This is a genomic window from Streptomyces sp. CA-288835, from assembly GCF_050936385.1.
Lineage (GTDB): Bacteria > Actinomycetota > Actinomycetes > Streptomycetales > Streptomycetaceae > Streptomyces.
This window is the reverse complement of record NZ_JBNJMW010000001.1, coordinates 1,722,504-1,735,676: the sequence shown is the minus strand read 5'-3', so window position 1 is coordinate 1,735,676 and position 13,173 is coordinate 1,722,504. Positions and strand designations below refer to the sequence as shown.

The 13,173-nt window shown below is 70.3% G+C and carries 13 protein-coding genes and 1 pseudogene; 7 read left to right on the top strand and 7 right to left on the bottom strand.

Going from position 1 to position 13,173, the window contains the following annotated elements; genetic code table 11:
• Positions 1–75: 75 nt before the first annotated feature.
• Positions 76–921 carry an NmrA family NAD(P)-binding protein gene (locus ACQEVY_RS07910; protein WP_432946225.1) on the bottom strand — a complete coding sequence of 282 codons (846 nt, stop codon included), beginning with the start codon at positions 919–921 and terminating at the stop codon, positions 76–78.
• A 65-nt stretch (positions 922–986) separates the two neighbouring features.
• Here ACQEVY_RS07910 and ACQEVY_RS07905 point away from each other — a divergent pair, with 65 nt between their 5' ends.
• Positions 987–1,322 (top strand): winged helix-turn-helix transcriptional regulator, encoded by a 336-nt coding sequence (locus ACQEVY_RS07905; protein WP_432946223.1) that lies wholly within the window; start codon positions 987–989, stop codon positions 1,320–1,322.
• Positions 1,323–1,355: 33 nt separating this feature from the next.
• Here ACQEVY_RS07905 and ACQEVY_RS07900 read toward each other — a convergent pair whose 3' ends face one another.
• The gene (locus ACQEVY_RS07900) at positions 1,356–2,054 is read right to left on the bottom strand and encodes a class I SAM-dependent methyltransferase (protein WP_432946221.1); all 699 of its coding nucleotides are present in this window, start codon (positions 2,052–2,054) and stop codon (positions 1,356–1,358) included.
• A gap of 70 nt (positions 2,055–2,124) precedes the next feature.
• Here ACQEVY_RS07900 and ACQEVY_RS07895 point away from each other — a divergent pair, with 70 nt between their 5' ends.
• The 3 genes from ACQEVY_RS07895 (at position 2,125) to ACQEVY_RS07885 (ending at position 4,776) form a co-directional block, all read left to right on the top strand.
• Positions 2,125–3,075 (top strand): AraC family transcriptional regulator, encoded by a 951-nt coding sequence (locus ACQEVY_RS07895; RefSeq protein WP_432946219.1) that lies wholly within the window; start codon positions 2,125–2,127, stop codon positions 3,073–3,075.
• A gap of 225 nt (positions 3,076–3,300) precedes the next feature.
• Positions 3,301–3,867, top strand: coding sequence for a redoxin domain-containing protein (locus ACQEVY_RS07890; protein WP_432946217.1), 567 nt, complete (start codon positions 3,301–3,303; stop codon positions 3,865–3,867).
• Positions 3,868–3,873: 6 nt separating this feature from the next.
• A complete protein-coding gene (locus tag ACQEVY_RS07885) occupies positions 3,874–4,776 on the top strand; it encodes a cytochrome c biogenesis CcdA family protein (RefSeq protein ID WP_432946215.1) in 903 nt (300 codons plus the stop codon).
• Positions 4,777–4,793: 17 nt separating this feature from the next.
• Here ACQEVY_RS07885 and ACQEVY_RS07880 read toward each other — a convergent pair whose 3' ends face one another.
• Positions 4,794–6,290 (bottom strand): vanadium-dependent haloperoxidase, encoded by a 1,497-nt coding sequence (locus tag ACQEVY_RS07880; protein ID WP_432946213.1) that lies wholly within the window; start codon positions 6,288–6,290, stop codon positions 4,794–4,796.
• A 471-nt stretch (positions 6,291–6,761) separates the two neighbouring features.
• Between ACQEVY_RS07880 and ACQEVY_RS07875 the strand changes: the two genes are divergently transcribed.
• Positions 6,762–8,303: a sigma-70 family RNA polymerase sigma factor gene (locus ACQEVY_RS07875; protein WP_432946211.1), complete on the top strand. Its 1,542-nt coding sequence runs from the start codon at positions 6,762–6,764 to the stop codon at positions 8,301–8,303.
• 138 nt (positions 8,304–8,441) lie between these two features.
• On the opposite strand, the gene ACQEVY_RS07870 is transcribed toward ACQEVY_RS07875, so the two are convergent.
• A complete protein-coding gene (locus ACQEVY_RS07870; protein WP_432955115.1) occupies positions 8,442–9,962 on the bottom strand; it encodes an alginate lyase family protein in 1,521 nt (506 codons plus the stop codon).
• Between the two features lie 289 nt (positions 9,963–10,251).
• Positions 10,252–10,500 carry a hypothetical protein gene (locus tag ACQEVY_RS07865; protein WP_432955664.1) on the bottom strand — a complete coding sequence of 83 codons (249 nt, stop codon included), beginning with the start codon at positions 10,498–10,500 and terminating at the stop codon, positions 10,252–10,254.
• Between ACQEVY_RS07865 and ACQEVY_RS07860 the strand changes: the two genes are divergently transcribed.
• Entirely contained in the window at positions 10,432–11,241 is an 810-nt protein-coding gene (locus tag ACQEVY_RS07860; protein WP_432955113.1) for a ribonuclease BN, read from the top strand. The two genes, ACQEVY_RS07865 and ACQEVY_RS07860, sit on opposite strands and share 69 nt — an antisense overlap.
• A gap of 378 nt (positions 11,242–11,619) precedes the next feature.
• On the opposite strand, the gene ACQEVY_RS07855 is transcribed toward ACQEVY_RS07860, so the two are convergent.
• Together ACQEVY_RS07855 and ACQEVY_RS07850 are read right to left on the bottom strand one after the other, a co-directional pair.
• Positions 11,620–12,225, bottom strand: a complete 606-nt coding sequence (locus tag ACQEVY_RS07855) for a hypothetical protein (RefSeq protein WP_432946209.1) — start codon at positions 12,223–12,225, stop codon at positions 11,620–11,622.
• A 281-nt stretch (positions 12,226–12,506) separates the two neighbouring features.
• Positions 12,507–12,944, bottom strand: a complete 438-nt coding sequence (locus ACQEVY_RS07850; protein ID WP_432946207.1) for an ATP-binding protein — start codon at positions 12,942–12,944, stop codon at positions 12,507–12,509.
• Between the two features lie 89 nt (positions 12,945–13,033).
• Between ACQEVY_RS07850 and ACQEVY_RS07845 the strand changes: the two are divergent.
• Positions 13,034–13,156: pseudogene (locus tag ACQEVY_RS07845) on the top strand (DUF397 domain-containing protein); the annotation flags it as partial.
• Positions 13,157–13,173: the final 17 nt, after the last annotated feature.

Below are 13,173 nucleotides of genomic sequence, written 5' to 3'. Positions count from 1 at the left end.
CAGACCGCCCACCGAGTACGGCGGCTTGCCAAGCCCTCGCTGATGAACTCGGCCGAAGCCGACGGTAGTTGAGGTTCAGAGGCCGATGTCGGTCAGCCACTGCCCGGTGGTGCGGGGGGTGATGCCGAGCAGCTTCTGGGCGGAGTTCTCGGGTGTGATCGGGCGGCCCGGAAGCGTGCTCATGGCCGCGTAGGCTCCGGCGACATCGGCGGCGGGTCCCTCGCCGATCAGGGGCGCGACGGAGCTGCGGAACTGCTCGGGGGTGAGCTGCTCGAAGACCACGTCCTTGCCGAAGTGGGTGCCGAACGCCTCGGCCAGGTCCGGTCCGGTGATCGCCGGGTCGTGGCCGACGGAGACCACGCCGGTGATGTCCGAGCGGTCGAAGAGAGCGACGACGACGTCGGCGATGTCCAGGTGCGACGCCCAGGCGGCGGGGAAGTCGGCGCGGAGCGGGTAGGGCAGCACGCCTCGCTCGCGGACCGCGTCGAGGACGTACGGCATGAGCAGGTTCTCGAGGTAGAACGTGGGCGTGATCACCGCGTGGGAGACCCCGGTGTCCGCCAGGCCGCTGGCCAGTGCTGCGGCCGCGCCGCCGGTGTTCGGGTCGATCGGGGAGCCGCTGGTGGAGAACACCACGCGTGCCGGGCGGGCCGCGCGGACGGCGGCGACGATGTTGTGCGCGTAGGTCTGGCGGTCCTCTTCGGAGACCACCGGCAGGTGGACGAACACGCCGTCGGCGCCGCGGTATGCCTCGGTCAGTTCCGCGGTGGAGCCGTACCCGGCGGCTACGACGTGCCGTGCGCCGTCCACGCCGGCGTCGGCGTTGCGGGTCAGAGCGGTCACGGACTTGCCCGCGGCGGCGAGAGCGGCGACGACGGGGGCACCCTGGGCGCCGGTGGCGCCATGAATCACGTAGGTCATGGCGCCATTAGTGCATGCGATGCACCAGTTACTTCAACTGCACTAATGGGGTACGGTCAGAAATTGTGACCGATCCCTGTCTCCCCGAGTGCGGCGTCGCCCGCTTCCTCACGCTGCTCAACGGCCCGTGGGCCACCCTGATCGTGCGCGAACTGCTGCACGGCCCCCACCGCTTCACCGAACTGCGCCACGCCCTGCCCGGCATCAGCCCGCACACCCTGACCAGCCGGCTGCGCCAGTTCGAACGGCACGGCATCGTGACCCGTACGACGTACGCGGAGATCCCGCCGCGCGTCGAGTACGCACTCACCCCTCTCGGCGAAGGGCTGCGCGACGTCCTCGACGCCATGGGGAACTGGGCCATGGCGGTGCCGGATCCGGTGGCTGACGTCAGCGTCTGACGTACGTACGCTCGCCGGCCGTCTGGACCAGGGCTATTTCTGGGCTGACCCGCTTGGGCGGGCCAGTTCGATGCCGACTCGTCCGCCGATCCGCAGTGCCATGGTGCGGGTCGGCTCCACGGTGAAGCCGGCCGCGGCGATCCGCTGCGACACGGCGTCGGCGGCGTTGTCGCGCAGTTGTTCGCGCATCCGGCCGCGCATACCGGTCTGACGGCGCCCTCGGCCGTGCCAGTGGTCGTGCCCGTGCTCGTCGAGCACCGCGTCGGCCAGGACCAGCAGACCGTCAGGCCGAAGTACCCGGCGCACTTCGGCCAGCAGCGCGTCCTTCGACGTGCTGTCCAGGTGGTGCAGCATCAGGCTGGAGAAGACTCGGTCGAACGAGCCCTCGTCATAGGGCAGTTCCTCGGCGAACCCGCGGTCCAGCCGTATGGTGAGGCCGGCCCGCCGCGCCTTGCGCCCGGCGCGGGCCAACGCCTTGGGGTCGGGGTCAAGCCCGACGAGGTCCACGTTCGGGTGCCGCCGACGGGTCGCCCGCAGCAGGTTTCCGGTGCCGCAGCCGATGTCCAGCACTCGGTGGCCGTTCCGCAGCTCGGCCAGCGTGATCATCTCCTGGTGGATCGGGCGCAGCCCGAACACGTGGTGCGCCACGTCGTAGAGCGGCGTCAGGAAGTGCTTGCCCAAGCCCGGGATGTACTCCCGCTCGGTACGCGTCTGAGACAGTTTTTCGGTCATGCCATCAGTCTGGCCGCGTCTGAACCTGCGGACCTGTACCGATCCGCGGCTTCAATGGGACGATTTGACGGTGAGGACCGTGCGAAAGGCGCCCAGCCGGGAGCGGCCGGCGACCTACTCGTTGTTGCCGGCACCCGGCGAGCTGCCCGTGGCGACCTGGCGGCTGGAGCACGGCTGGGAGAGCACCGGCTGGCAGAGCACCGACTCCTTCGAGGAGCACGCGCACGACTTCCCCGGCCTGGCGTACTTCCAGACCGCCGGCGGGCTGCTGCGCACCGGCCGGCGGGTCTGGCAGATCGAGGCCGGTGACCTGTTCGTCATCGCGCCCGGCGACGTGATGGGCCAAGTCCACGCCAGCGACCTGGCCCAGGCCCACGGCTGGGGAGTCTTCTTCACCGCCGACGCGCTGGGTCCGGACGTCCCCGGCGCCCACCTGGCCTGGCGCACCCACCCCCTGCTGTTCCCGTTCGTCCGCGGCGGAGCGATCGGCGCCCTTCGGCTGAGGGTGCCCGAACCGGAACGGCCCGAGTGGCCCGCCCGGATCCAGGCACTGCACGACGAGCTGGCGCAACGCCGGGACGGCTACCGGGAAGCCGCGCTGGCCCACCTGACGCTACTGCTGGTCGGGGTGTCCCGGCTCGCCGCCGACGTCGTGGGCGACCTGCGCGAGAACCGGGAACCACTGCTGGCCGAGGTGTTCGAGGTCATCGAGCGGCGTTACCCACAACCGCTGTCACTGCGCGACGTGGCCGCCGCGGTCAGCATCTCCCCGGGCCACCTCACCTCGACGGTACGCCGACGGACCGGACGTACCGTGCAGGAGTGGATTACCGAGCGGCGCATGGTGCAAGCCCGGCGCCTGCTTGCCGCTACCGACCTGCCGATCAGCGAGATAGGCAGGCGAGTGGGCTTCCCGGACGCCGGCTACTTCGCCCGCACCTTCGGCAAGGTGCACGGAATGAGCCCCGCACAGTGGCGGCGAGCCGGCGGCGCCGATCCCGGAAGCAGGCCGCAGCGCTGAGAGGGCGCGCGGATAGGTGGCGTTGTCGCCCGCCGTGGACCGGCCGCGTTGTGGACCACTGCCTGGCCCGGGGTCGTGTCACCGACCCTGCCCCCAGATCGGCTCGCCAACCAAGCAGGCCGATGTCACCGAACCGTAAGCACCCGCCCCAGCCCCTATCGCCCGCCGTCCGGCCTACAGTTCAGCCGACCCGGTCCCGAGCTCGCCATCAGGAGTTGTCCGTTCATGCGTGCCCGCTTGATCCTCCCCGGCCTGCTGACCGCGACCGCGCTCACCCTTGTTGGCTGCGGTTCGGAGAAGTCCGCCTCCTCTGGCAGTGCTGCGGAGGAGAGTCCGGCCTCCGGGTCCTCCGCGCCGGCGCAGGCGGGGGACGGCAGCGAGTCCGTTCCCGAGGCGCTGCGGTTCAAAGGCACGACCGTGGACGGCAAATCGTTCGACGCGGCCACGCTGGCGGGTAAGCCCACCGTGCTGTGGTTCTGGGCTCCGTGGTGTCCCACCTGCAAGGCCCAGGGGCCCGAAACCGCCAAGGTCGCTGAACAGTTCCAAGGCAAGGCGCATGTGCTCGGGGTGGCCGGGCTCGACAAGACCAAGGCCATGAAGGACTTCGTCGCCGACACCAAGGTGGGCTCCTTCCCGAACCTGGCCGACGAGGCCGGAGACATCTGGAAGAAGTTCGAGATCACCCAGCAGAGCGTCTACGTGATCCTCGACAAGGACGGCAAGACCGTCTTCACCGGCAGCCTCCCGGCCGGCAAGGGCCTTGCCGACAAGCTCAGCCCGCTCGTCGGCTGAACCGTCATGTCCGATCTGCCGCTGGCCCTCGCCCTGACCGCGGGCATGCTCGCCGCCGTCAATCCCTGCGGCTTCGCCCTGCTCCCCGCCTACCTGTCGCTGCTCGTCCTCGGCGACGACTCTCCGAGCCGTACGGTCGCCGTCGGCCGCGCCCTGACCGCCACCGCCGCAATGACGGTCGGATTCGCCGCGCTCTTCGGCGTGTTCGGGCTGGCCGTCCAGCCCGTCGCGGGACAGGTGCAGGAGCATCTGCCTTGGTTCACCATCGCCTTCGGGCTGCTCATGACGGTGGCCGGTGCCTGGCTGCTCGCCGGGCGTCAACTGCCCACCCTGGCCCCCAAGTTGCGCCGCGCGCCGACCGTGACCCGCTCCATCCCGTCGATGGCGCTCTTCGGCATGGCATACGCGACCGCTTCTCTCGGCTGCACGATCGCCCCGTTCCTCGCCATCGTCGTCTCCGCCTTCCGCAGCGGCTCGACCGGCGAGGGCGTCGCGCTGTTCGCCGCGTACGCCGCCGGGATGGGCCTCATCGTCGGGGCCGTCTCACTGACCGTCGCTCTCACCCGCGCCACCGCAGTCACCCGTCTGCGCCGCTTCGGCGCGGTCGCGCCACGGCTCGGCGGCGCGCTGCTCCTGTGCGTGGGCGCGTACGTCGCGTACTACGGCTCGTACGAGATCCGCCTTCAGCGCGACCCCACCCTCCAGGACCCGGTCATCGACGCGGCCGGAGCCGTCCAGCGCGGCATCGCCGAACCACTGGACGCCACCGGCCCCGCCGTGATCGCTCTCGTCTTCGCTGCGCTGCTCATCACCGCCGTGGCGCTCATCCGCTTCCGGCGGGCCCGAGGGGCCCGCCGGTCACCCGGTACGGACACCGATGCGCGGTCAACGCCCAGCCCCAGCCCCTGAGTTGGGGGCCGTCGAGGTCAGACGGTCATCGTCGTCCCGTCGAAGCGACTGAGCGTGAAGACGGCGTCCTCCAGCGTCGACTCCTTGGCCTCGCGCAGCACGCCGATGGCGATCTCCTCGCCCAGCCGGACCGCTTCGGTGTAGTCGGTACGCCAGTGCACGCCGCCCATGTTGCGGCCGGTGGCGATGTTGGCGGCGACCTTGTTGAGTTCGCCGCCGACGGTGAGCCGGTCGGCGTCCAGGCCGGTGTACGGCTCCAGCGCGGTGCCGTCGGTGCTGGGCACCACCGGGTCGGGCAGGACGTACGACTCGTCGAACCACGCCTTGAGGACGGTCACGCACGCTCCCGCCACGGTGGCGTGTCCGGAGCCGTAGGAGGGATGGGTCGGGCTGCCCTCCGGGAACGCCTGCGGAAGCAGATAGCTGCCGTACTTCTCGAAGACCCGCTTGACGGCGACGGAGTCGAGCACCTCGCCGTCGATCGGGTACTCGCGCTGCCCGCGCAACTGCTGGTGCACCCGGCCGCCGAACTCCTCCGGCCGCAGCCGCCGGTGCACGTACCACTTCTGGAACCACGCCGCCTTCAGGGCCCGCGTGGCCACCTCGGTGACGAGCGAGAGGATGTGCGGGCCGCCGTACGTCCCGAAACCGATCTGGTTGCGGGAGAAGTTGTACGGGTTGCCCGCGTCCGGCGGCGCGTTCAGGCCCAGCAGGATGAGGGCGGCGTTGAGGTAGGCCTCGTACAGCGCGTCGAAGTGCACATAGTGGGCGAGATCGCGCGGGGTCTGGATGTACCGCCGCGTCGCGAAGTCCCGCTCGTCCGGCTCGGGTTCGGAGCCGTTCTGCACCTCCAGCCAGTCGCCCCACGTGGTCAGGTGATCGACGGGGCGGACCAGCGTGTCCTGCCGCTGCGGGATCAGCAGCGTGCCGTACGGGATGTCCTTGAGCAGGAACTGCGAGACGTACGGCCCGGCCAGGTCGCCTCGGGTGTCGCCGCGGAAGATGGTCTGCGGCGTGACCTGCCCGTTCTGCTTGGGCGCCCGGAAGTCCGACAGGCCGCTCAGCTCGGTGGCCGCCTCGGCGACCAGTTCGCTGTCGCCGAACCGGGTGAACAGCTCGTCGCGGCAGAGCGCCATCCAGTACAGCTCGACCGCCTCGGCGGAGTTCTGCGCGCTGTCGATACGCGGCGCGGGAGGCATGGCCAGGGCCTGAGCGTCCGGGCCCTCAGGGTCGAGGGCCAGTCCGGACTGCGGGTTGGTCAGCTTGCGGGTGTCCCCGAGCGGGATCCGCTCGAAGTCCTCGAAGCTGCCGGTGGCCAGTGCCCGGCGCAGCAGGTGGTACGCGGCCGGGTCGACCTCTCCGTACTTGTTGTGCGGTAACGCCTTGGAGTAGGTGGCGACGAACGGGTGGTCCGTCTCTTCCCCGTTGGCGGTGTGGGCCGGTACGTGTCGCTGGAACTCGGCCTCGGCGGCCCGGATCCGCGCATCGCGCGCGGCAAAGCGACGATCACTCATGCGAATACCCCCGTATTCCCCGTGAGTTGTGCATGTTTGCACCCTTGACTCATAAGACGTCCGGGCGCGCAGGACTGTTCCGGGGGAACGAGCAATCAAGGGGATTTGCACATTTGTAGTGTGAACTTCCGCCTCCGTATCGGAACGGGCGCGGGTGAGGACGGCCGTAGGCGGCCGGTGAACCAGGAGCAAGGCGCCTCGCCGCGCATGTGGACGGTGACGTGCGCGCCGTCCACGGTGGTGGTGCCGCACTCGTGGAAGTAGCGGTCGAGCGTCCGGCGCTTCGCGCGTCCCCCGGGGCTCATGTCCAGCGGCTCGCCCTGGCTGTCGTGCACCACGATGACCCGGCGGAAGGCCCGTGTGCGATCGGTGATGTCGCGAGCACGTGCGACCCACGGGAGTCCTCCGGCTTCGCTCCTGGCACACTGTCGCCTCTGGACACATCGGCGCGGCGATGAGGCAGGGGGACGGGTGGCTTCGCAGGACGTGCAGCAGCGGCCGGACGTGGCTGTCGTCGTGGCTGCGCGGGCCGGGGACCGGCAGGCGTCGGAACAGCTGGTACGGGACAGTCTGCCGCTGGTCTACAACATCGTCGGGCGAGCGCTGGACGGACACAGCGACGTCGACGACGTGGTCCAGGAGACGATGCTGCGCGTCCTGAACGGGTTGCCCGGGTTGGAACGACCGGACCGGTTCCGCTCGTGGCTGGTCGCGATCGCCGTACGGCAGGTCCGCGACCGGTGGCGCAGCCGGCAGAGCCGGCCGTTCGCGGAACCACTGGAGGAGACCGTCCATGAGGCGGATCCGCAGGCCGACTTCGCCGATCTGGCGATCCTCCGGCTGACGCTGTCGGGCCAGCGTCGCGAAGTGGTGGAGGCGACCCGCTGGCTGGAGGACGAGGAACGCGAGGTGCTCGCGCTGTGGTGGATGGAGGCCGCCGGTGAACTGACCCGCGGCGAACTGGCGGCGGCCTGCGACCTCACCCCCCAGCATGCCGCGGTGCGCGTCCAACGGGTCAAGGAACGGCTGGAGACCGCCCGCACCGTGGTACGGGCCGTGGCCGCCGCGCCACGCTGCCCGGAACTGGCAGCCACGCTCACCTCGTGGGACGGGCGGCCGGCCGCACTGTGGCGCAAGCGGCTGGCACGCCACGTCCGCGACTGCCCGCAGTGCCTGTCCCGTGGCTCCGACCTGATACCGGCGCAGAGACTGCTGGGGGGCTTCGCACTGGTGCCCGTACCGATCGGTCTGACCGGGCTGGTGCTGACCAAGGCGCTGACGGCAGGCTCGAGCGGGGCGACGGCCGGCGCGGGCGCGCAGGCGGCGGGCGGTGCCGGGCGGGTGGCGCGCCACCTCGGCAAGCTGGCTGCCAAGCCGGTGGCTGCGGCGACCGCGGGTGCGGTGGTGGTCACGGCCGCCGCGGTGGCCTGGTACGCCGGCACGCGATCGGACGAGCCGGCCCCGCGACCCGCCGTAGCGGCCCCGCAGTCCCCTCCTGCCCCGTCGGCCCCAAGCGTGTCCACCTCACCTGCGGCGTCGGCCTCACCCACCCCGACGCCATCGGCCACAGCGCGGTTGTCGGGGCGCCATGCCCTGCGTTCGGTCGACGTCCCCGGCCACTACGTCAGCCAGGCCGCCGCCCGCTTCGGCGTCCTGACTCCGGTCGGCTCCACCAGCTCCCCAGTCACCCGACAGAACGCCACTTTCAGGTTCGTCCCCGGTCTCGCCGACCCGGACTGCTACTCACTCAGGGACGCCAAAGGCCGATACCTGCGGCACTACGCCTTCCGTATCAAGGTCGACACCAGCGACGGATCCGCCCTCTTCCAGAAGGACGCCACCTTCTGCCCCCGCTCCGGTACCGCCCCCGGGTCACTCTCCTTGGAGGCGTACAACTACCCGGGCCGCTACCTTCGCCACCGGGACAACCTCCAACTCTGGCTCGACCCGGCCGAGAACAGCGCCGCATACCGAGCCAGCCGATCCTTCCTCGTGGTCGGTCCCCGGGGCTGACACGCGCGGCGACCGGTTACAGCGACCGGTTACTGCGTACGGCTGGGCAGCCGGTGCCGCCTGCCCAGCCGCGGGCGATGGTGCCGCCGGGGCCCGGTCGGCCGACTACTGCGTGGCGCTGGGACCCCGGTCGGCCGACTACTGCGTGCCGTCGCGCCGTGTCCGGTCGCGTCGGCGCAGGAACAGCAGTCCGCCGGCGATCGCCGTGACACCCGCCGCGGCGGTCCAGCCGACTATGTCGTCGGACCCGGTCGCGGCGAGACCACCGTCGGCCCCCGGGGAGTCGGACGTGGACGGCGTCCCACCCTGAGGGGACGCTCCCGAGCCCGAGCCCGAGCCCGAGCCCGAGCCGGAACCGGAGCCCGACCCCTCGCCCGCCCCGCCGGAGTCAGCCGCAGCCGACCCGGGCGAAGCCGCCGTATCCGCCGCCCTGTCCCGCGTGAATGCCAGCGTGCCGAACCCTAGTTGGTCGAATCCTCCGCTGTTTCCCCCGTAGTCCCCGCCCCCGCCCTCGGGCGCGACCTTGGCGGCGATCTGCGTGAGGTACATGGCGGACAGTCCGCGCCGCTGGGTGTAGTGGTTGGCGACCATGGCCCAGACCGGCCGCATGTGCGCCGGGTCGGCGGGGGCGACCTTGGTGGTGGTCTCGATCACCGGCCCACGGTGTCGTCCCCCTCTCTCGCGGCCGGAGGGCGTGTACGGCACATCCCCGCCCAGGCTCCACTTGGCCACGTACTGAGCGCCCTTGAGGAAGCGGTTGTCGTCGTAGCCGTACAGGTCGATGCCCTGGTTCCAGGCCATTTCGCAGACGGTGGCCATCAGCCCGACGCCCATCAGCGAGTGCGGCTGGTCGCGCCCGGCCTCATGCCACTCGGCGAGCCCGTCGTCGTGCACGACCGGGATGGCGTTCTTGACCGCGGCCAGGCCGTCGCCGTTCTTGAAGTACTCGACGGCCTGCTCGAACCTGGCCCGGTCGTCGCAGAAGATGCCGGTGGCCATCACGCAGGCGAGATTGCAGAGGTCCCAGTTGGCCCAGTAGTGCTTGGGGTAAGTGCCATTGTGGTCGACGATGAATGCCTGACTCACCTTGCAGAAGACGTCGAGCATCGTCTTCTGGAATCTCTCGAGTTCGAAGTCGTCATGGTCGCGAACGAGTTCAGCGGCGTTGGCGGCCTGATAGCCGTAAATTCCGGCGGCCAGGAACCGGTCGGCGTCGCCGTCGATTCTCGTCAGCTTCGCCGACCAGGCGTTGAGGATCGCCACGGCGGTGTCGGCGTACGCGGTGTCGCCGCTGACGTGGTAGCGCAGGGCGTTCTGGTAGGCGGCGTGGATGTCGTTGTAGAGGATCGTGTAGTTCTGGGGGCCGGGGCTGTTCAGCCCCCGATACACGACGGTCTGGGGGTTGGCCACCCAGCTGCTCTGCGCATGCCGGTTGGCGGTCAGCTTGGCGAAACCGGCCGTGTACGGTTCGGCGCCCGCCTTCACCTTGGCGGCCATACGGCCCAGGTCGGCGCGGGTGTGCAGCAAGCCTGGGTGGGCGAAGGCGGCGGCGCCCGCCGCGCCGGCGGGAGTCGGGGCGAGGGCCGTACCGATGGCGACGGCCCCGACTGCCGTGCCCGTGGCTTTCAGCACGCTCCGGCGGCTGATGGGGGGTGTCACGTTCACGTGGGCATTCCTTGTCGTCGCGGTTGGGGGGACGCACAGGAGACGTGAGAGAGCGGCGGCCGATAACAGAAACTCGACGCCCGGTACGCGCCGGCAGGCCGTGAGAAGCCGTACGTGAGAGGACGAGAGCAACGCTGTGCCGGGGCCGGTCGCACATCCGGAGCGGGCGGGGCACGCTGGAATCAGCCACTCGCGCTGCACGGGCCCGCCGGTGCGGGAACGAGCCCGGACGCCCGTGCAAGGGAACAGGACGAGGTGACCACGGATGCGTTACGGGGCCGTGTCACCACTGCGCCTGGTCTGCCGGAGCGGCGGCCCTTCCGGCGAGGAACGGAGCGGCGGGGGCGACCGGTCGGGCGAGCCCGTAGAACCTGCGGTACCCGTAGAACCCGCAGAACCGGAACCCGTAGAACCCGTAGAACCCGTAGAACCGGTACGCACCCGTGGGCACCGCAGGCGGGAACTGGGCCGCTTCCTCCACATCAGGAGTACGCGCGTATGGCAGCGCGGCAGAGAAGTGGAACTCATGCACCGGGCCATGGGCTTCGCGGCCCTGGGACTGGTGACGATCGCCCCGCTGCTGATCGTGGTCGCGGCGGCCGCCCCCATCCAGGAGCGCGGCTTCGCCACCTGGGTCGTGGACGGCATGGGACTGTCCGGGCGTTCCTCCGACGCCGTACAGGACCTCTTCTCCGCACCCGGCAAGGTCCTCAGCACGATCAGCGTCCTGAGCGTGGTGCTGCTCGCGCTCTTCGGCGTGCCGTTCGCGGGCAGCGTCCAGACCGGTTACGAAAAGGTGTGGGGCCTGGCTGCCGGACGCTGGCACACCGTATGGCGACGCGTGGCATGGCTCGCCGCGCTGACGGCCTACCTCTTCGCCGTAGCGCACAGCGAGACCATCCTGGGCCCGGGAGCCCTGGGCACATGGGCCCGTATCGGACTGTCCTCGCTGCTCGGCGTGCTCTTCTTCTGGTGGGGCCAGCGCTTCCTGCTGGGCGGACGCGTCCCCTGGCGCGCCCTCCTGCCGGGCGCCATCGCCACGATGGCGGGCCTGGGCGGCCTACGGGTGTTCTCCTCCCTGGTCTTCTCCCCGCTCATCGTCAGCAACGCCGTCTCGTACGGTGCGGTCGGCACCGTCCTGATAGTGACGTCCTGGCTGGTAGGCGTCGGCTTCGTCGTCTTCGGCGGCGCCCTGGTCGGCCGCTACTGGTACCTCCACGAACCGCACCACATTCCGCATCCACACCCGCACCCGCGCTCCCGCAAGCGCTGAGGTACGCCGACGCATGAGCGGTATTCGGTTGGCTCGCCAAGATCGTGGGCCTACGGTCCTCACTGTCCCGCATCCCACTTCCGGAAGTGCTCCGCCAACGGCGTCCGGGGAAAGTCCGGCAGACCCGAGCAGAATTCCCAGCGACGCGAGATCCACGTCGACCGCAGCGGGAACCCCGACGACCTACTGACCCTGGCAGAAACCGCCCGCGTCCTCGGCGTCACACCCGTCAGCATCGCCCACCATCCCAAGCGCATGCCGCGCGGCTGGCCCCAGCCGGTCGAAGAGGAACAACTCCCCAGCGGCCGCCTGCGGCGCTGGTACCGCCGCCGGGAGCCGCCCGTCCCGCCTCTGCAGGACGGGCGGCTCGGGCAGGGCTCAGTAGAGCTTGTTGACAGCCGTCACCGTGGTCGCCTTGAAGTCCGCGACCCGCGCATGTTCGAAGGTGCCCATCTGCGCCCACCGGACGTAGGTCACGGTCCTGCCGTCCCGGCCCACCGAGAACAGGCTGACGTCGGAGGAGCCCCAGTCGGAGACGGTGTGCAGGCCGTGGACGGTCGCGCCCTCCTCGACGTCGATTTTGCCGTAGTTCTTCTCGGTCGCCGTGAGGTCGGGAGTCTCCTCCATGAGCCGCTCGGCACAGTCGGCGATCTTCTGGCGCAGCAGGGCGGCGAACGCCTTGGCCCGCTGCTCACTGCGCTCCACCACGGTGACCTGGAACGCGTTGGTGTCGTACTCGGTCCAGTACTCACGGTGGCTGGAGATGGACGGCAGCGCCTCCCCGACGCAGACCGGCGGGTGCTCGGGCTGCCCGGCGACGACCGGACCGGCGTACCAGGGCGACTTCGGGTGCGGCGGCAGCTCACCCGGTTCCAGGAACCGGGGAGAGCCCGCAGCCATCGCCGGGGCGGCAGCCAGGGTGAGTGCGGCCCCGGTGGCCAGCGCGGCCAGCGTGAGCCGGGTACCGCGGATGCGGACGTTCATGATTCCCCCATGCGTTGTGTGTCGAGACGACCGGATGCGGAAGGAGGGGACGCGCTCGTGCGGCCCGCCAAGAACCTTCCGGTCATGACGTCACGTAAGACTCATTAAGGTGCACTTCCGTTGCTCTGCACTCTTGCTGCAGATATGCAATGAATGTCACCGGACGGCAACGGAGCACCGCGTTCTCCCGTGCCCCGGAGGGGGTTGAAGACACGACATAGCAGCGCTCACCCTTGGCGGACCGGGGAAGCCTCCCCAACTGACCTGCTGGCGCGAGGACTTCAGCCGGGCCGGGAACCCACTTCGGCCCATACGGTCTTGCCGCTCGGTGCATACGGCTCTGTGCCCCAGCGGTCGGCCAGCGCGGCGACCAGGAGCAGGCCGCGGCCGGATTCGTCGTCCGGTTGGGGTTCCGGAGGGAGTGCGGGCAGCTTCTCGCCGCGGGTGTCGGTGGCCTCGATGCGTACGACGCCTGTCGCCTCGTCCAAGGTGAGGGTGAGCCTGAAGTCCCGGCCTCGTGCATGCCCGTGCAGCACGGCGTTGGTGGCGAGTTCGGCGACGATCTGCTCAGCGCGTTCGGTGACAGCCGGTGACACGGGCCAGGTGCGGAGTTCTTCGACGGCGAGCAGTCGGGCGAGGCGGGCTCCGCGGCGGGTGGAGGACAGGCGTTGCACGAACGTACGTACGGGGGAGGTCAGTTGGGGTGTTGTTGCGTTCATGGGGCCACGGTGGCGGCCGGGCGGGGGTGTGTGCCAGTGGCGCGCCCCGTACGGTGCGTCAGCGTACGGGCACATTCGGTGGACGGTTCGCTGTCACCGAACAGGCCATCCACGTACGGGACTCCAAGGGCGCGGCGCGAGCTCACTTCGCCGTCGGGCGTGAGGGATGGGCGCAGTTCGTGGGGTTCGTGGGAGCTGTCTCGACGGCCTGAAACAGGTCGCCTGCCCG

Excerpts from the sequence above, each read along its gene's own strand:
- ACQEVY_RS07880 (WP_432946213.1), bottom strand. The coding sequence starts at position 6,290 with ATGAGTGATCGTCGCTTTGCCGCGCGCGATGCGCGGATCCGGGCCGCC.
- ACQEVY_RS07885 (WP_432946215.1), top strand. The coding sequence starts at position 3,874 with ATGTCCGATCTGCCGCTGGCCCTCGCCCTGACCGCGGGCATGCTCGCC.
- ACQEVY_RS07910 (WP_432946225.1), bottom strand. The coding sequence starts at position 921 with ATGACCTACGTGATTCATGGCGCCACCGGCGCCCAGGGTGCCCCCGTC.
- ACQEVY_RS07900 (WP_432946221.1), bottom strand. The coding sequence starts at position 2,054 with ATGACCGAAAAACTGTCTCAGACGCGTACCGAGCGGGAGTACATCCCG.
- ACQEVY_RS07890 (WP_432946217.1), top strand. The coding sequence starts at position 3,301 with ATGCGTGCCCGCTTGATCCTCCCCGGCCTGCTGACCGCGACCGCGCTC.
- ACQEVY_RS07855 (WP_432946209.1), bottom strand. The coding sequence starts at position 12,225 with ATGAACGTCCGCATCCGCGGTACCCGGCTCACGCTGGCCGCGCTGGCC.
- ACQEVY_RS07850 (WP_432946207.1), bottom strand. The coding sequence starts at position 12,944 with ATGAACGCAACAACACCCCAACTGACCTCCCCCGTACGTACGTTCGTG.